Origin of the sequence: Streptomyces sp. cf386 (genome assembly GCF_900103585.1) — a bacterium.
In the GTDB taxonomy this organism is placed as follows: Bacteria; Actinomycetota; Actinomycetes; order Streptomycetales; family Streptomycetaceae; genus Streptomyces.
On the sequence record NZ_FNHV01000007.1, the window covers coordinates 1 to 16,186 of the forward strand.

Below are 16,186 nucleotides of genomic sequence, written 5' to 3' on the forward strand. Positions count from 1 at the left end.
CGAACTGGATCATGCCGCTGCAGATCGGCGCGCCGGACGTGGCGTTCCCGCGGCTGAACATGTTCGCCTACTGGCTGTACCTGTTCGGCTCGCTCATCGCGGTCGGTGGCTTCCTCACCCCGCAAGGTGCGGCCGACTTCGGCTGGTTCGCCTACTCCCCGCTGTCGGACGCGGTCCGCTCGCCGGGCATCGGCGCCGACATGTGGATCATGGGTCTGGCCTTCTCCGGCTTCGGCACCATCCTCGGCGCGGTCAACTTCATCACCACGATCATCTGCATGCGCGCCCCCGGCATGACCATGTTCCGCATGCCGATCTTCGTGTGGAACGTGCTGCTCACCGCGGTCCTGGTCCTGCTCGCCTTCCCCGTCCTCGCGGCCGCGCTGTTCGCGCTGGAGGCGGATCGCAAGTTCGGAGCGCACATCTTCGACGCGGCCAACGGCGGAGCCTTGCTCTGGCAACACCTCTTCTGGTTCTTCGGGCATCCAGAGGTGTACATCATCGCGCTGCCGTTCTTCGGCATCATTTCCGAGGTCATCCCGGTCTTCTCCCGTAAGCCGATGTTCGGCTACATGGGTCTGGTCGCGGCGACCATCGCGATCGCGGGTCTGTCCGTGACGGTGTGGGCGCACCACATGTACGTCACCGGCGGTGTGCTGTTGCCGTTCTTCGCCTTCATGACGTTCCTCATCGCCGTACCGACAGGCGTGAAGTTCTTCAACTGGATCGGCACCATGTGGAAGGGCTCGTTGTCCTTCGAGACACCGATGCTCTGGGCGACCGGCTTCCTGATCACCTTCACCTTCGGTGGTCTGACGGGTGTCATCCTGGCCTCGCCGCCGATGGACTTCCACGTCTCCGACTCGTACTTCGTGGTGGCGCACTTCCACTACGTCGTCTTCGGCACCGTCGTCTTCGCGATGTTCTCCGGCTTCCACTTCTGGTGGCCGAAGATGACCGGCAAGATGCTCGACGAGCGCCTCGGCAAGATGACCTTCTGGACGCTGTTCGTCGGCTTCCACGGCACCTTCCTCGTCCAGCACTGGCTGGGCGCCGAGGGCATGCCGCGTCGTTACGCCGACTACCTCGCGGCCGACGGTTTCACCGCCCTGAACACGATCTCGACGATCAGCTCGTTCGTGCTCGGCGCGTCGCTGCTGCCCTTCTTCTACAACGTGTGGAAGACGGCCAAGTACGGCAAGCCGGTCGGCGTCGACGACCCGTGGGGCTACGGCCGCTCGCTGGAGTGGGCCACGTCCTGCCCGCCGCCGCGCCACAACTTCCTCACCCTGCCGCGGATCCGTTCCGAATCCCCGGCGTTCGACCTGCACCACCCTGAGATCGCCGCCCTCGACCAGCTCGAGAACGCACCTCACGGTGACAAGGCTCTGGCTGGTGGCAAGGAGGCCGGCAAGTGAAGGTTCAGGGCAAGATGTTCATCTGGCTGAGCGTCTTCATCCTCGCCATGGCGGTCGTCTATGGCGTGTGGTCGAAGGAGCCGGCCGGCACGACGGCCCTCTTCCTGGCCTTCGGTCTGTCCATCATGATCGGCTTCTACCTGGGCTTCACCGCCCGGCGGGTCGACACGGGTGCGCAGGACAACAAGGAAGCGGACGTCGCGGACGACGCCGGCGAGGTCGGGTTCTTCAGCCCGCACAGCTGGCAGCCGCTCTCCCTCGCGATCGGTGGCGCCTTCGCCTTCCTGGCGATCGCCATCGGCTGGTGGCTGTTGTACTTCTCGGCGCCGCTGATCATGATCGGCCTCTGGGGCTGGGTCTTCGAGTACTACCGCGGTGAGAACCGCACCCAGTAGCACGAACCGAGCTCATCGGGAGCCCGGACACTCCGTCAGGAGCGTCCGGGCTCCCGCTTTTGCAGCAATCGAAATCACCCGTACGTGTCACCCGGCGCGCCGCCACTGACGCCGCTTCCTAGCGTGAAGCCATGAGCAACAGAGCACAGCGCGAGAAGACCGTCATAGGCTGCACGCTCCTGCTGATAGCACTCGGTGCGAGTGCCGCCGCCTGCAGCAGTGACGGCAACCCGCTGGCCGCCGAGCCCTACGATGCGGCCGACCAGATCGCCTTCAACGGCCCCTCGGGCGACGGCAAGAAGGCCGACCCCGACAAGCCCCTGGAAGTCACCGCAGAGGACTCCGACGGCCGTATCACGGACGTCACCGCCAGGGACGCCGCAGGACGCTACGTAGCGGGCGAACTCTCTGCCGACGGCACTCGCTGGCACAGCACCTCTCCGCTGGCCGCCAACGCCCGCTACACGGTGCGGGTGAGCACCGAGGACGAGGACGGCGCCCCCGGCCGCAAGGTCCTCACCTTCGACACCAGCCGGCCGACCACCCAGAAGCATCTGATGGTGGAGTTCGGCCCGAAGGCGGGCACCTACGGCGTGGGGCAGCCCATCACGGCCGCACTGAACCAGCCCGTCAAGGACAAGAAGCAGCGCGCCATAGTCGAGCGGGCCCTGAAGGTCGACTCCACGCCCGCCGTGGAGGGCACCTGGCACTGGGTGGACGACAAGGAACTCCACTACCGCCCCAAGGAGTACTGGCCCACCGGCGCCACGATCCAGGCCCGCAGCAACCTCGAAGGCGTCAAGATCGGCGACCGAATATGGGGCGGCAAGGTCAAGCCCCTGCGAATAACCATCGGCGACCAGGTCATAGCCGTCACGGACGCCGCATCGCACCAGCTGACGCTCTACCGGAACGGCGAGGCCGTCAGGTCGATGCCCGTCACCACCGGCAAGCCGGGCTTCGCGACCCGCAACGGCGTCAAGGTCGTACTGGCCAAGGAGTACTTCGTACGCATGCGCGGCACGAGCATAGGGATAGCGGAGGGCTCCTCGGAGTCGTACGACCTACCCGTCTACTACGCCACCCGCGTGACCTGGAGCGGCGAGTACGTCCACGCGGCCCCCTGGTCGGTCGGCTCCCAGGGTTACGCCAACGTCAGCCACGGCTGCACGGGCATGAGCACCGCCAACGCCTCATGGTTCTTCGACAACGTCCGCGAGGGCGACATCGTCAAGGTCATCAACTCGGGCGGCAACACCATGGAGCCATTCGGCAACGGCTTCGGCGACTGGAACCTGCCGTGGAGCAACTGGCGCAACGGCAGCGCCCTGGTGGCCGGCATCCCGGAGGGCCCGAGCCCGTCGGAACGGGCGAGACTGAGGCCCCAGAGCATTTGAGAGGGCAGCGGGGCAACGCCCTCAGGAGCGCGGGGAACTGCGCGACCAGCCCCAGCCGGACCCGCAGTCGCCCCACAACCCTCAGAACCCGAGTTCTCAGGCGCTCTGAAGCCGCTTCGTCCGCAACAGGGAAGCCAGCGCCCCCGCGAACTCCACCGGCTCCACAGGCAACGTCACCGCCGCCTCGGCCCGACTCCACGTGGCCAGCCACGCATCCTGCGGCCGCCCGATGAGCAACAGCACCGGCGGGCAGTTGAACACCTCGTCCTTGATCTGCCGACAGACCCCCATGCCCCCCATGGGCACCGCCTCGCCATCCAGGACACAGACGTCGATCCCGCCCTTGTCCAGCGCCTTGATGACGGCGGCGGGCGTAGCGCACTCCACGAACCTGACCAAGGGCACGTCGGGAGCCGGTCGCCGGCCGGAGGCAACCCGCACCTGCTCCCGGGTGTTGGAGTCGTCGCTGTAGACCAGCACCGTGGCGGTCGGCTGCATTGTTCCTCCGTGACGTCAGCGTCGTAAGGACAGGCCCGTTGGGCCGGATGCTACTCCCTTGAACACCACGTCAACACCGGTACGAACACCCAAGACACTCCGAACGGCACCCCCCGGAGTGAGGGCGGGATAAGCGACCGACATAATGTCGGTCGTGGCGACAGCAACGACAGTAGACAAGGGTCACGCGCACCCGTCGGTCAATCGACCGAACCTCACCAGCGTCGGAACCATCATCTGGTTGAGTTCCGAGCTGATGTTCTTCGCGGCCCTCTTCGCGATGTACTTCACCCTTCGATCGGTGACGGGGCCCGATTTCTGGCATGAGAAGGCCGCGGCCCTGAACTTCCCGTTCTCGGCGACGAACACCACGATCCTGGTGCTCTCCTCGCTCACCTGCCAGCTCGGCGTCTTCGCCGCCGAGCGCGGTGACGTCAAGAAGCTCCGGGGCTGGTTCATCGTCACCTTCATCATGGGTGCGATCTTCATCGGCGGTCAGGTGTACGAGTACACCGAGCTGGTCAAGCACGAGGGCCTCTCGCTCTCGTCCGACCCGTACGGCTCGGTCTTCTACCTGACCACCGGCTTCCACGGCCTGCACGTGACGGGCGGTCTCATCGCCTTCCTGCTGGTCCTCGGCCGCACGTACATGGCCAAGAGGTTCACGCACGAGCAGGCGACCGCCGCGATCGTCGTGTCCTACTACTGGCACTTCGTCGATGTCGTCTGGATCGGCCTCTTCGCCACGATCTACATGATCAAGTAGTCGGGCTCGATCCCGCGCGCGTTCCACAACGCACTTTCCAGAAGCATCGACGCAGAAGATCCTGACACCGGGGTAATCCGTGAAAAAGCTCTCCGCACGACGACGCCATCCGCTGGCGGCGGTCGTCGTCCTACTCCTCGCGCTGGCGTGCACGGGGGGGCTGTACGCCGTGTTCGCGCCCGCGGACAAGGCGCAGGCCGAGGAAACCGCCCAGTCCCTCACCATCGAAGAGGGCAAGAAGCTCTACGCCGTCGGCTGCGCCAGCTGCCACGGAACCGGCGGTCAGGGCACCTCCGACGGTCCTAGCCTGGTGGGCGTCGGCGCCGCCGCCGTAGACTTCCAGGTCTCGACGGGACGTATGCCTGCCGCCACCTCCCAGGGCGCCCAGGTCCCCGCCAAGAAGAACATCTACTCCCAGGCCGAGATCGACCAGCTCGCGGCGTACATCGCCTCGCTGGGCGCCGGCCCGAACGTCCCGTCCGAGGAGCAGTACGGCCCCGAGGGCGCGGACATCGCCAAGGGCGGCGAGCTCTTCCGCAACAACTGCGCCCAGTGCCACAACTTCACCGGCAAGGGCGGCGCGCTGACCAAGGGCAAGTACGCGCCGAGCCTTGAGGGCGTCGACCCGAAGCACATCTACGAGGCCATGCAGACCGGCCCGCAGAACATGCCTTCGTTCCCCGACACCACCCTGTCGGAGCAGAACAAGAAGGACATCATCGCGTACCTGCACGCGGTCAACAGCGATGAGACGGTGAATCCGGGTGGTCTGGAGCTGGGCGGCCTCGGGCCGGTCACCGAGGGCCTCTTCTCCTGGATCTTCGGTCTCGGCGCACTGATCGCTGTCGCCGTCTGGGTCGCCGCTCGGACCGCAAAGGCCAGGAAGTCATGAGTAGCCAAGACATTCCAGAAGAGAACCTGCCCGCTGAGCGGGACGCCAGCGTCGCGGTAGCGGACGAGAAGAACCCCTTCGCCGACCCCGGCCTGCCGCCCCACGAGCACCGGATCCAGGACATCGACGAGCGGGCCGCCAAGCGGTCCGAGCGCACGGTCGCCCTGCTGTTCACGGTGTCGATGCTGGCCACCGTCGGCTTCATCGCCTCGTACGTCACGATCCCGCACGACAAGTCGATCTTCGTCTTCCCGATCGGGCACCTCAACGCGCTGAACTTCGCGCTGGGGCTGACCCTCGGTGCGGCGCTGTTCTGCATCGGCGCGGGCGCGGTCCACTGGGCCCGCACTCTGATGTCCGACGAGGAAGTCGCGGACGACCGGCACGCGATCGCGGCTGAGCCCGAGGTCAAGGCCAAGGTCATGGCCGACTTCAAGCAGGGCGCCAAGGAGTCCGCGCTGGGTCGCCGCAAGCTGATCCGCAACACCATGTTCGGCGCGCTGGCCCTGTTCCCGCTCTCCGGTGTCGTCCTGCTGCGTGACCTCGGTCCGCTGCCCGGCACCAAGCTCCGCCACACTCTGTGGTCCAAGGGCAAGCTGCTCGTCAACATGAACACCAACGAGCCGCTGCGTCCCTCGGACGTCGCGGTCGGCTCCCTCACCTTCGCCAAGCCGGAGGGCCTGGAGGAGCACGACCACGACTTCCAGAACGAGATCGCCAAGGCCGCCCTGATGATCGTCCGGCTCCAGCCCGACGACATCAAGGACAAGCAGGAGCTCGACTGGTCCTACCAGGGGATCGTCGCGTACTCGAAGATCTGCACCCACGTCGGTTGCCCGATCTCCCTGTACGAGCAGCAGACGCACCACGTGCTCTGCCCCTGCCACCAGTCCACCTTCGACCTCTCCGACGGTGCCCGAGTGATCTTCGGCCCCGCCGGCCACGCCCTGCCGCAGCTGCGCATCGGCGTGAACGACGAGGGCTACCTCGAGGCGCTCGGCGACTTCGAAGAGCCCGTCGGTCCTGCATTCTGGGAGCGCGGATGAGCACTACAGAGACCACCGAGTCCCGCGCACGCGGGAAGGCACCGGCCGGCGAGCGCGTCGCCGACTGGGCCGACGGCCGGCTGGGGATCTACTCCCTGGCCAAGGCCAACATGCGCAAGATCTTCCCCGACCACTGGTCGTTCATGTTGGGTGAGGTCTGCCTCTACAGCTTCATCATCATCATCCTCACGGGTGTGTATCTGACGCTGTTCTTCCACCCGTCGATGAACGAGGTGGAGTACCACGGCAGCTACGTCCCGCTGCAGGGTCAGCTCATGTCGGAGGCGTTCAGCTCGACGCTGCACATCTCCTTCGACGTCCGCGGTGGTCTGCTCATCCGGCAGATCCACCACTGGGCGGCGCTGATCTTCCTCGCCGGCATGTTCGTGCACATGATGCGCGTGTTCTTCACGGGCGCGTTCCGCAAGCCGCGAGAGATCAACTGGCTGTTCGGCTTCCTGCTGTTCGTCCTGGGCATGTTCACCGGTTTCACCGGCTACTCGCTCCCGGACGACCTGCTCTCCGGCACCGGTGTGCGCTTCACCGAGGGCGCGATCCTGTCCATGCCGATCGTCGGCACGTACATCTCGTTCTTCCTCTTCGGCGGCGAGTTCCCGGGCGTCGACTTCGTTGCCCGCTTCTACTCGATCCACATCCTGCTGCTGCCGGGCATCATGCTCGGTCTGGTGGTCGGCCATCTGATCCTGGTCTTCTACCACAAGCACACGCAGTTCTCGGGCCCCGGAAAGAACAACAAGAACGTCGTCGGCATGCCGCTGCTGCCGGTCTACATGGCCAAGGCCGGAGGCTTCTTCTTCCTGGTCTTCGGTGTCATCGCGGTCATCGCGGCGGTCGCGCAGATCAACCCGATCTGGGCCATGGGTCCCTACCGTCCGGACATGGTGTCCACGGGCGCCCAGCCCGACTGGTACATGGGCTTCGCCGAGGGTCTGGTCCGCTACATGCCGGGCTGGGAAGTCAACTTCTGGGGTCACACGCTCGTCCTGGGCGTGTTCATCCCGCTGGTTCTCTTCGGTCTGGTGCTGGGCGCGATCGCGGTCTACCCGTTCATCGAGTCCTGGGTCACCGGCGACAAGCGCGAGCACCACATCCTGGACCGCCCGCGCAACGCCCCGACGCGTACCGCGTTCGGTGTCGCCTGGATCACGGTGTACATGATCGGCCTGGTCGGCGGTGGCAACGACCTGTGGGCCACCCACTTCCACCTGTCGATCAACGCGGTCACCTGGTTCGTCCGGATCGGGTTCTTCGCCGGACCGGTCATCGCGTTCATCGTCACCAAGCGGATCTGCCTGGGCCTGCAGCGCCGGGACAAGGACAAGGTGCTGCACGGCCGCGAGTCGGGCATCATCAAGCGCCTGCCGCACGGTGAGTTCATCGAGGTGCACGAGCCGCTCAGCCAGGACGCGCTGCACACCCTCACCGCGCACGAGCAGTACCAGCCGCTGGAGATCGGCCCGACGGTCGACGAGAACGGCGTCGAGCGCAAGGTGAAGGGCTCCGAGAAGCTGCGCGCCAAGCTCAGCGAGTCGTACTTCGGCGAGGACGGCCAGATCCCCAAGCCGACGGTCGAGGAGTACAAGGAGATCACGAGCGGCCACGGCCACCACTGATCGCTGCGTTTCGCCACGCCACGGCTGAGGGCCCCATCCGGTTGAACGGGTGGGGCCCTCGGCCGTGCCGGGGTGAGGGCTCCGTCCGGTCTTCGGACGGGGCCCTTCTCCGGGTCCCGGGGCTGGATAGGGTGGACCTGTTGAGACTCTCGTCCCGCAGTGCGGGACGCCTGACCCTGGAGCGGCTTATGAGCGCTGTGACCCCCGCTGGAGGCGACACCGCGGCGGCCCGCTCCTGGCCCGAGGTGCTGAGTGCCCTGCTCGGCGGACGGGACCTGAGCGCCGCCGACACGGCATGGGCGATGGACCGCTTCATGAGCGGCGAGGCCTCGGACGCCCAGATCGCCGGCTTCATGGTGGCGCTGCGGGCCAAGGGCGAGACGGTCGAGGAGATCAACGGTCTCGTCGAGGCGATGTACGCCCACGCCCAGCCGCTGGACATTCCCGGACCGGCCGTCGACATCGTCGGCACCGGTGGTGACCGGGCCAAGACGGTCAACATCTCCACGATGTCCGCCATCGTGATCGCGGGCGCCGGGGCGAAGGTCGTCAAGCACGGCAACCGGGCGTCGTCCTCGGCGAGCGGCTCGTCCGACGTGCTGGAGAAGCTCGGCATCAACCTCGACCTGTCGCCGGAGGGCGTGGCGCGGGTCGTGGACGAGGCCGGTATCACCTTCTGCTTCGCGGCCAAGTTCCACCCCTCGATGCGGTTCGTCGGTGGCGTACGGCGGGACCTGGGGATTCCGACCTCGTTCAACCTCCTCGGCCCGCTGACCAACCCCGCCCGCGTCACCTCCTCGGCCGTCGGCTGCTTCGACACCCGGATGGCGGGCCTCATCGCCGGCGTACTGGCCGAGCGCGGCTCGTCCGCGCTGGTGTTCCGCGGCGACGACGGTCTCGACGAGCTGACGACGACGGCCACTTCGCGTGTGTGGGTCGTCCGGGACGGCAAGGTGACCGAGGAGGGCTTCGACCCGCGCGACGTCGGCATCGACCTCGTGCCGGTGGAGGCCCTGAGGGGCGCGGACGCCTCGTACAACGCCGAGGTCGCGCGACGGCTGCTGGAGGGCGAGACGGGGCCTGTACGGGACGCCGTACTGCTCAACTCGGCTGCGGCGCTGGTGGCGTTGGAGCCGACGGGCGCTCCGCTCACCGAGCAGATCCGGCTCGGCATGGCGAGGGCGGCGGAGTCGATCGACTCGGGGACGGCGAAGCGGACGCTGGAGCGTTGGGTGGCGGCCAGCAACGCCTGAGGTCCACATGATGTGACGCAAGGCGCAGTCCGGAATCTGGACTGCGCCTTGCGTGCTGAAGATCGTGTGGCAGGATATTGGACCAGGTCATGAGTGACAGTCATGAGGCCCCGGCCGACTGTCCGGCAACCCTCCGTCCGTGGCGGGGTGCCCCGGGTGAAGACCAGGCCGTAGGCAGCGAGGTCTACGGCAAGCGCGGGCCCCTCTCGAAACCAGGGGTCCTGGTCGTTCGAGGGAGTCTTCCGTGAGCAAGCGAATGCGATAGGGCTGCTGAGCCCCGCCTCCGCGCACCCTTTTCTCTTTTCCTGCATGCCTTCAATCGGCATGTCTCTCACGGGAGTTCCCCCATGTCTGTCTCCACCGCTGCCGCCGCCCGGACCATTTGCGCCCCGCTGCCCGTTCTGGGTCGAGATGTCACCGTGCCGCTCGTCACCGGCGGCGAGGTCACCTACGCCGCGCTCGACTACGCCGCCAGCGCCCCGGCCCTGCAGCGCGTCTGGGACGACGTCGCCGCCTACGCGCCGTACTACGGCAGCGTCCACCGCGGCGCCGGTTACCTTTCCCAGCTCTCCACCGACCTCTTCGAGAACGCCCGCCGGACGGTCGCCGAGTTCCTCGACTGCCGGGACGGCGACCAGATCGTCTTCACCCGGTCCACCACCGACTCGCTCAACCTGCTCGCCGCCGCCCTCCCGGCCGACTGCCAGGTCTTCGTCTTCGAGACCGAGCACCACGCCTCGCTGCTGCCCTGGCGGGACGCCCGCGTCACCTACCTCAACGCGCCCCGCACCCCCCGCCAGGCCGTCGAGACCCTGGAGCGTGCCCTCGCCGACCGCGACCCCTACGGCCCGGCCCTGGTCTGCGTCACCGGCGCCTCGAACGTCACCGGCGAGCTGTGGCCGGTCCGCGAGCTGGCCGCCGCCGCCCACGCGCACGGCGCCCGGATCGTCCTCGACGCCGCCCAGCTGGCCCCCCACCACCCGGTCTCCGTGCGCGACCTCGACGTCGACTGGGTCGCCTTCTCCGGGCACAAGCTGTACGCCCCCTTCGGCTCGGGCGTCCTGGCCGGGCGCGCCGACTGGCTGCGCGAGGCGGAGCCGTACCTCGCGGGCGGCGGTGCCAGCCGCAAGGTCAGCCGGCGGGAGGACGGGGGAGTGGACGTCGAGTGGCACGAGAGCGCCGCACGGCACGAGGCCGGGTCGCCCAACGTCATCGGCGCCTACTCCATCGCCTCGGCCTGCAAGGCGCTCACCGAGGCCGGGTTCGACAACCTGGTCGCCCGTGAGGAGTACCTGATCGAGAAGGTGCGGGCGGGGCTCGCCGAGGTTCCCGAGGTGCGGATCCTCTCCCTCTTCGGTGACGACGCCCCGCGCGTCGGTGTCATCTCCTTCGTCGTCGAGGGCTGGAACAGCTCCCACTTCGCCGCCGCGCTCTCCGCCGAGTACGGCATCGGGGTGCGGGACGGGCTGTTCTGCGCCCACCCCCTCGTCCGGACCCTGCTGGGCAGCGACCCGCAGACGCAGGGCGAGTGCGGCGCCCCTGAGGCCGCTCCCGGCGAGAAGTCCCTCAACGCCATCCGGGTGAGCTTCGGGGCCGGTACGCCGGACGAGCACGTCGAGCGGTTCGTGGGCGCCGTGAAGGAGCTCGTCCAGGTCGGCGCGCAGTGGAACTACCGCACGGAGGACGGTCGTTGCGTCCCGGACACCTCCGCGTGAGCCGGTAGCCGGGCGCCCAGCAGGATCATCCGCAGGGCGCGCTCGGTCGCGTCCGTGAGGAGTTCGGAGGCCCGCACCAGGGCCTCCGCCAGGGCCATCGGCGCCGGCAGGATCCCGCTGAACGCGTCCACGCCCGGCACCTCGTGCGCGCCCTCGCCGAGCGTGCCCGCCAGCACGAGCACCGGGCGGCCGTACAGCTTGGCCCGGCGGGCCACCTCGGCCGGGACCTTGCCCCTGGGCGTCTGGTGGTCCAGGGCGCCCTCGGCGGTGACGACCAGGTCGGCGCGGGCGAGGCGGGCGTCCAGGTCGAGGTGGTCCAGCAGCACGTCGAAGCGGGGGAGGAGCCGGGCGCCCAGGGCGGCGAGGCCCGCGCCCAGACCGCCGGAGGCACCCGTGCCGTCGCCGTGGCGCAGGTCGGTGCGGGTGACGGCGAGATCGCGGGTGAGGACGTCGGCCCAGTTCTCCAGGCCCGCCGACAGGTGCTCGACCTGAGCGGGCGTCGCCCCCTTCTGCGGGCCGAAGACACGGGCCACGCCGCGCTCGCCGCACAGCACGTTGTACGGATTGCAGGCGACGAGCAGCTCCACGTCCCGCAGCCTCGGGTCCAGGCCGGACGGGTCGATCCGGGCGAGGCGCGTCAACTCGCCTCCGCCGTGCGGGAGTTCAAAGCCGTCGACGTCCAGCAGTCGGGCGCCGAGGGCCTGGAGCGCGCCGGCGCCCCCGTCGGACGTACCCGAATCGCCGCAGCCGATCAGGATGCGCCGTACGCCCGTGTCGAGCGCGGCGCCGATGAGTTCGCCGACGCCGTACGTCGTCGTCGCACCCGGGTCGCGCAGGGAGCGGGGGACGAGGGACAGCCCGGCCACCGCGGCCATCTCCACGACCGCCGTGTCCTGGGAGCCCAGCAGGGCGAAGTGCGTGCCGATCCGTTCGCCGACCGGGCCCGTGGCGGGCAGCGCGACGAGGCGTCCGCCGGTCGCGGCGGCGAGGGCCGCTGCGGTGCCCTCGCCGCCGTCCACCAGGGGGATCAGGTCGAGCACGGCGTCCGGGAGTACCCGGCGGACGCCGTCCGCGATGGCGTCGGCGGCGGCCTGGGCGGACAGGGACTCCTTGAAGCCGCTGGGGGCTACGACGACTCGGGTCAGCATCAGATCTCCTGGGTAGGTCGGGTGAAGTCGCTGCGCTGCGGCAATGCCCCAAGGGGCACGGTGCTGTGATCGGTCAGCGGGTCATGGGTACGCCGAGCAGCGGCCACACCGCGACGGCGAACAGCAGGACGAGGGCGGCGGTCAGCGGGGCCAGGACGGCGGACAGGCGGAGCAGGTCGCGCGGGGTGTAGGTGGGCGTTCCGGGGAGGTCGGAGAAGAGGGTGACCGGCTTGGCGGAGGCCGGGAGGGTGTGGCAGAAGCCGGCCGCCGCGGTGGACGCCAGTGCGGCGGCGACCGGGTTGACGCCGGCGCCGACGGCAGCCGCGACCACCAGCGGGACCAGGACCGACGAGCGGGCCGAGCGGGACTGCAGAATCAGGTGGGCCGCTGTGCTGATCACGATCACCACGGCCAGGAACAGCAGCGGGCTGACGCCCGCGGGGAGCCCGTCGACCAGCCATTTCGCCGCTCCCGAGTCGGCGAGTGCGACGCCCATCGCCATCGTTGCGGCCATGAACAGCAGCAGCGACCAGGGGACCGTCTTCAGCGCGTCCTTCAGGTGCACTGTGCCGAGGGCCGGGGAGGCCGCCACCACCGCGCCGATCAGCGCCACCACAGCGGGCGGCACCCGGTGCAGCGGCTCGCTGCACCACAGCACGACGACCGTGCCGAGCAGCAGCGCGCAGCGCTTCTCGGCCTGCGACCAGGGGCCGGTGACCGGATGGTCGCTGTGCTCCTGGATCTGCTCGGCGGTGATGTGCACCGGGCCCTTGCGGTCAGCGCGCCGGGTGGCCGTCAGCAGGACGGCCTCGGCGGCCAGGTGGGACGACGCCACGGCCAGCGGCAGGCCGAGCAGCAGCCACTCGGTGAAGCCGATCCGGTCGCCGGTGGCCTGCCACAGCACCGACACGGTGATCAGATGCGCGCCCGCCCCGATCAGGGTCGCCACCGCCGACAGCAGGATCACGGTCGGGAACAGCAGCGCCAGCATCACGACGAGCCGTTTCCGGTCGGCCAGGACCTTGGCCAGCGCGAGGAACACCGGCAGCGCGAGGGCGGCCCGCCCCGAGGTGGCCGGCACCGCGAACGCCGTGACGACCAGGGCGGCCGTGGTCAGGTGCACGAGCTGGCGTACGGTGCGCGCCCCGCCGACCAGGAACGCCGCCGCCCGCCCCGCGAGCCCGGTCCGGGTCACCGCGGCCGCCAGCACGAAGGCGCAGATCAGCAGCCACACCGTGGAGTCGCCGAGGGTGCCGAAGAGGGTGTCGCTGCTGATCACCCCGGTCACCGTCAGGGCCAGTCCGGCGCCCAGCGCGATGTAGGTGTCGTCGACCGGAGTGGCGACCCAGGCGCAGGTCGCCAGGGCGAAGACGGCGAGGGTGAGACGGGCGTCGGCGCCGAGGCCCGGGAAGTTGCCGGGCACCGCGAGCAGTGCGCACAGGGAGAGCGCCGCGCAGAGGGCCGCGCCCAGACGGAGGTTCAGGGTCACGTCATCGAGGGTTCACCCGGGGGGTGAGCCTTCGATGAGCCGTACATGAAGGAGACTTCACGCGGGCGGAAGGGGACTTCAGGCGGACAGGCGGTACCCCACGCCGCGCACCGTCTCGACCCGCTCGGCACCGAGCTTCTTGCGCAGTGCCCGTACATACACGTCCACGATGTTGGAGCCGGGGTCGAAGTCGTAGCCCCACACGTGCGACAGGATCTGCTCGCGGGAGAGTACCTGCCCCGGATGCCTCAGGAACAGCTCCAGCAGCACGAACTCACGGGCCGTCAGGTCCACAGTCCGCTCGTCGGCCCGCGCCCGCCGGGTGCGCAGGTCCAGGGTGAGCGAGCCGGACCGCAGCACCGTCACCTCGGGCGCCCGGGCCGCCGTACGCAGGCGGAGCCGTACCCGGGCGAGCAGCTCCTCGAAGCGGAACGGCTTGGTCATCCAGTCGTCGGCGCCGCCCTCCAGACCGGCCACCGTGTCCCGTACGGAGTCCCGGGCGGTCAGCACGATCACCGGGACCGTCACCCGTGCCTCGCGCAGCTCGCGCAGCACGGTGAAGCCGTCCCGGCCGGGCAGGCCGATGTCCAGGACGACCAGGTCGAAGCCGCCGGTGAGGGCGTACTCGTAGGCCGCGTCGCCGTCGCCTACGACGGTCGTGGTGAAGCCGCCTGCGCGCAGGCCCTTCTCGACGAAGGACGCGATGCGTTCCTCGTCCTCGACGATCAGAATGCGGTTCACGGGCGCACCTCTTCGTTCACGCTCATGCACGGGCCTCTTCCAGGGTCAGTACGAAGGTGGCGCCGCCGCCCTCGGTGTCGCGCAGCCCGATCCGGCCGCCGTGGGCCTCCGCGATCGCCCGGACGATCGACAGGCCGAGCCCCGCGCCGGAGCCCCGGGCGCCGCGGCGGGACGTGCCGCGCCGGAACCGTTCGAAGATCACCTCGGCGTCCTGCGGCTGGACACCGCACCCGGAGTCGGCGACGTACAGCTCGACACCCGGCCCGTCGGCGCGGGAGCCGATCCGGACGGTCTGCCCGGGCGCGGTGTGCTGCACGGCGTTCTGGGCGAGCTGGACCATCGCCTGGGTGATCCGCTGCGGGTCCAGCTCGGCCTCGATGTCAGCGACCTCGGCGAGCTGCCAGTCGCGCTCGCCGAGGGTGCGGGCCTTGACGTAGACGTCGGCGGTGAGCTCGGCCAGCTGGACCGGCTCCGGGGTGACGAAGTCGGGGCGCTCGGACTTGGCGAGCAGCAGCAGGTCCTCGACGATGCGGCTCATCCGGTCCAGCTCGTCGGTGACCAGCCGTATGGTCTCCTCGCGCTCGGCCGGATCGTCGCCCATCAGCTCCAGATGGCCGCGCACGATCGTGATCGGCGTGCGCAGCTCGTGGCCCGCGTCGTCGACGAACTGGCGCTGGGCGGCGAAGGCGCGCTCCAGCCGGTCGAGCATGGCGTTGAAGGTCTCCGCCAGCGCGGCGATGTCGTCGCGTCCGTGCACCGGGATGCGGCGGGTGAGGTCCTGCTCGGTGAGCTGCGCCGCCGCTGTGCGGACCAGGCGTACGGGCTTGAGGATGCGCCCGGAGACCGCCCAGCCGATGCCGGTCATCATCAGCAGGGCGACCCCGGAGATGGCCAGCAGGATCCGGAACTCATCGTTCACGGCGGCCTGTTCGCGCCCTGGGTGGAAGGCGACCACGAACGCGGCCTCCGTCTCGCCGCCGGCCCGGGCGACGGCCACCTTCGCCCAGCGGATCTCGCCCGACGCGCGCTGCAGCGTGCCCGTGGAGTCGGCGGAGTCGAAGATACGGCGACGGGCGTCGGCGTCCTTGTGCAGGGGCAGGGCGACGGGGATGTCGCGCGGCTGGATGATCTGCGCCGGGGTGTGGCCCGGCCGGCCCACCAGGCCGATCAGCTCCTCGTCCGGGTCGGCGTACTGCCGTACCAGGAACTCCCGCAGCAGCCGCGACGGATCCGTGAACGGACGGCCGGTCTCGGGGTCGACACCCCGCTCCTCGAAGTTGGCGAACTCCCCGGCCTCCTGCGCGAGCAGCCCGTTCACCCGGTGGTCGACGTCCCGCAGCAGGATCGAGCGCGTGGTCGTCGCCACCGACACGAGTCCCACGGCCATCACCAGCAGCAGCCAGAGCAGGATGCGGACCCGGGCGGAGATACGACGGCGCACAGGCTCAGCCGTCGTCCCCGGGTTCGCCACGGTCGTCGTCTCCGGTCTCCCGGTCGGGGGCGTCGTCATCGTCGTCACTCGCGGGGCTGTCGGTCACGGGGGGCCGGGACACGACCTCGTCGCTCGGCGTCGGTGCGGGCCGGGTGGGCGTCGGCGTGGGGGAGCCGCTCTCCAGCTCCACCTTGGCCGGGACCTTGGGAGACTCCGGACTGTCGGTGAGGGCGAAGCTGGTCGCGGCGATGCCGAGCGGAATCGCCACTACGGCGGCCAGGGCCGCGATCCGATGCGAGAAGACCATGCGTCCGAGCCTGCCGCGGCCGCCCGGTCGTGAGGATGAGCCCAGGATGAAGAAC

General features: G+C 69.3%; 15 protein-coding genes and 1 riboswitch. Of the genes, 9 read left to right on the forward strand and 6 right to left on the reverse strand.

Going from position 1 to position 16,186, the window contains the following annotated elements:
- From BLU79_RS18710 to BLU79_RS18720, 3 genes are all read left to right on the forward strand, one after another.
- A partial coding sequence (locus BLU79_RS18710) for an aa3-type cytochrome oxidase subunit I (RefSeq protein WP_093906960.1) occupies positions 1 to 1,418 on the forward strand: 1,418 nt, incomplete at its 5' end.
- A complete protein-coding gene (locus BLU79_RS18715; protein ID WP_093906961.1) occupies positions 1,415 to 1,813 on the forward strand; it encodes a cytochrome c oxidase subunit 4 in 399 nt (132 codons plus the stop codon). The genes BLU79_RS18710 and BLU79_RS18715, both read left to right, overlap by 4 nt.
- A 131-nt stretch (positions 1,814 to 1,944) precedes the next feature.
- Positions 1,945 to 3,210 carry a L,D-transpeptidase gene (locus BLU79_RS18720; protein ID WP_093906962.1) on the forward strand — a complete coding sequence of 422 codons (1,266 nt, stop codon included), beginning with the start codon at positions 1,945 to 1,947 and terminating at the stop codon, positions 3,208 to 3,210.
- A 96-nt stretch (positions 3,211 to 3,306) separates the two neighbouring features.
- On the opposite strand, the gene BLU79_RS18725 is transcribed toward BLU79_RS18720, so the two are convergent.
- Positions 3,307 to 3,708 (reverse strand): response regulator, encoded by a 402-nt coding sequence (locus BLU79_RS18725; RefSeq protein ID WP_093906963.1) that lies wholly within the window; start codon positions 3,706 to 3,708, stop codon positions 3,307 to 3,309.
- A gap of 145 nt (positions 3,709 to 3,853) precedes the next feature.
- Here BLU79_RS18725 and BLU79_RS18730 point away from each other — a divergent pair, with 145 nt between their 5' ends.
- The 6 genes from BLU79_RS18730 (at position 3,854) to BLU79_RS18755 (ending at position 11,014) form a co-directional block, all read left to right on the forward strand.
- Entirely contained in the window at positions 3,854 to 4,474 is a 621-nt protein-coding gene (locus BLU79_RS18730; protein WP_093906964.1) for an aa3-type cytochrome oxidase subunit III, read from the forward strand.
- A gap of 79 nt (positions 4,475 to 4,553) precedes the next feature.
- Positions 4,554 to 5,366 (forward strand): cytochrome bc1 complex diheme cytochrome c subunit, encoded by an 813-nt coding sequence (locus BLU79_RS18735; protein WP_093906965.1) that lies wholly within the window; start codon positions 4,554 to 4,556, stop codon positions 5,364 to 5,366.
- Positions 5,363 to 6,412, forward strand: coding sequence for a cytochrome bc1 complex Rieske iron-sulfur subunit (locus BLU79_RS18740; protein ID WP_093906966.1), 1,050 nt, complete (start codon positions 5,363 to 5,365; stop codon positions 6,410 to 6,412). Before BLU79_RS18735 ends, BLU79_RS18740 begins: the two co-directional genes overlap by 4 nt.
- Positions 6,409 to 8,046, forward strand: coding sequence for a cytochrome bc1 complex cytochrome b subunit (locus BLU79_RS18745; protein ID WP_093906967.1), 1,638 nt, complete (start codon positions 6,409 to 6,411; stop codon positions 8,044 to 8,046). The genes BLU79_RS18740 and BLU79_RS18745 overlap by 4 nt, the downstream gene beginning before the upstream one ends.
- Before the next feature lie 188 nt (positions 8,047 to 8,234).
- Positions 8,235 to 9,299: an anthranilate phosphoribosyltransferase gene (trpD, locus tag BLU79_RS18750; protein ID WP_093906968.1), complete on the forward strand. Its 1,065-nt coding sequence runs from the start codon at positions 8,235 to 8,237 to the stop codon at positions 9,297 to 9,299.
- Between the two features lie 85 nt (positions 9,300 to 9,384).
- Positions 9,385 to 9,501: riboswitch (SAM riboswitch) on the forward strand.
- Positions 9,502 to 9,646: 145 nt separating this feature from the next.
- Positions 9,647 to 11,014, forward strand: a complete 1,368-nt coding sequence (locus BLU79_RS18755; RefSeq protein ID WP_093906969.1) for an aminotransferase class V-fold PLP-dependent enzyme — start codon at positions 9,647 to 9,649, stop codon at positions 11,012 to 11,014.
- On the opposite strand, the gene BLU79_RS18760 is transcribed toward BLU79_RS18755, so the two are convergent.
- The 5 genes from BLU79_RS18760 to BLU79_RS18780 all read right to left on the reverse strand — a co-directional run bounded on the left by BLU79_RS18760 (position 10,969) and on the right by BLU79_RS18780 (position 16,131).
- Positions 10,969 to 12,162, reverse strand: coding sequence for a glycerate kinase (locus tag BLU79_RS18760; protein WP_093906970.1), 1,194 nt, complete (start codon positions 12,160 to 12,162; stop codon positions 10,969 to 10,971). The genes BLU79_RS18755 and BLU79_RS18760 overlap by 46 nt on opposite strands.
- Positions 12,163 to 12,235: 73 nt before the next feature.
- The gene (locus BLU79_RS18765; protein ID WP_177001080.1) at positions 12,236 to 13,651 is read right to left on the reverse strand and encodes an SLC13 family permease; all 1,416 of its coding nucleotides are present in this window, start codon (positions 13,649 to 13,651) and stop codon (positions 12,236 to 12,238) included.
- 78 nt (positions 13,652 to 13,729) lie between these two features.
- Positions 13,730 to 14,392 carry a response regulator transcription factor gene (locus BLU79_RS18770; RefSeq protein ID WP_093906971.1) on the reverse strand — a complete coding sequence of 221 codons (663 nt, stop codon included), beginning with the start codon at positions 14,390 to 14,392 and terminating at the stop codon, positions 13,730 to 13,732.
- Positions 14,393 to 14,414: 22 nt separating this feature from the next.
- Positions 14,415 to 15,902 carry a sensor histidine kinase gene (locus tag BLU79_RS18775; protein ID WP_177001081.1) on the reverse strand — a complete coding sequence of 496 codons (1,488 nt, stop codon included), beginning with the start codon at positions 15,900 to 15,902 and terminating at the stop codon, positions 14,415 to 14,417.
- A complete protein-coding gene (locus BLU79_RS18780) occupies positions 15,838 to 16,131 on the reverse strand; it encodes a small secreted hydrophilic protein (protein ID WP_093907371.1) in 294 nt (97 codons plus the stop codon). The genes BLU79_RS18775 and BLU79_RS18780 overlap by 65 nt, the downstream gene beginning before the upstream one ends.
- Between the last annotated feature and the right edge of the window lie 55 nt (positions 16,132 to 16,186).

Bases quoted from the DNA above. Each gene is read 5' to 3' on its own strand.
- BLU79_RS18745 (WP_093906967.1), top strand. From the start codon at position 6,409: ATGAGCACTACAGAGACCACCGAGTCCCGCGCACGCGGGAAGGCACCG.
- trpD (WP_093906968.1), top strand. From the start codon at position 8,235: ATGAGCGCTGTGACCCCCGCTGGAGGCGACACCGCGGCGGCCCGCTCC.
- BLU79_RS18755 (WP_093906969.1), top strand. From the start codon at position 9,647: ATGTCTGTCTCCACCGCTGCCGCCGCCCGGACCATTTGCGCCCCGCTG.
- BLU79_RS18780 (WP_093907371.1), bottom strand. From the start codon at position 16,131: ATGGTCTTCTCGCATCGGATCGCGGCCCTGGCCGCCGTAGTGGCGATT.
- BLU79_RS18775 (WP_177001081.1), bottom strand. From the start codon at position 15,902: ATGACGACGCCCCCGACCGGGAGACCGGAGACGACGACCGTGGCGAAC.
- BLU79_RS18740 (WP_093906966.1), top strand. From the start codon at position 5,363: ATGAGTAGCCAAGACATTCCAGAAGAGAACCTGCCCGCTGAGCGGGAC.
- BLU79_RS18725 (WP_093906963.1), bottom strand. From the start codon at position 3,708: ATGCAGCCGACCGCCACGGTGCTGGTCTACAGCGACGACTCCAACACC.
- BLU79_RS18720 (WP_093906962.1), top strand. From the start codon at position 1,945: ATGAGCAACAGAGCACAGCGCGAGAAGACCGTCATAGGCTGCACGCTC.
- BLU79_RS18730 (WP_093906964.1), top strand. From the start codon at position 3,854: ATGTCGGTCGTGGCGACAGCAACGACAGTAGACAAGGGTCACGCGCAC.
- BLU79_RS18760 (WP_093906970.1), bottom strand. From the start codon at position 12,162: ATGCTGACCCGAGTCGTCGTAGCCCCCAGCGGCTTCAAGGAGTCCCTG.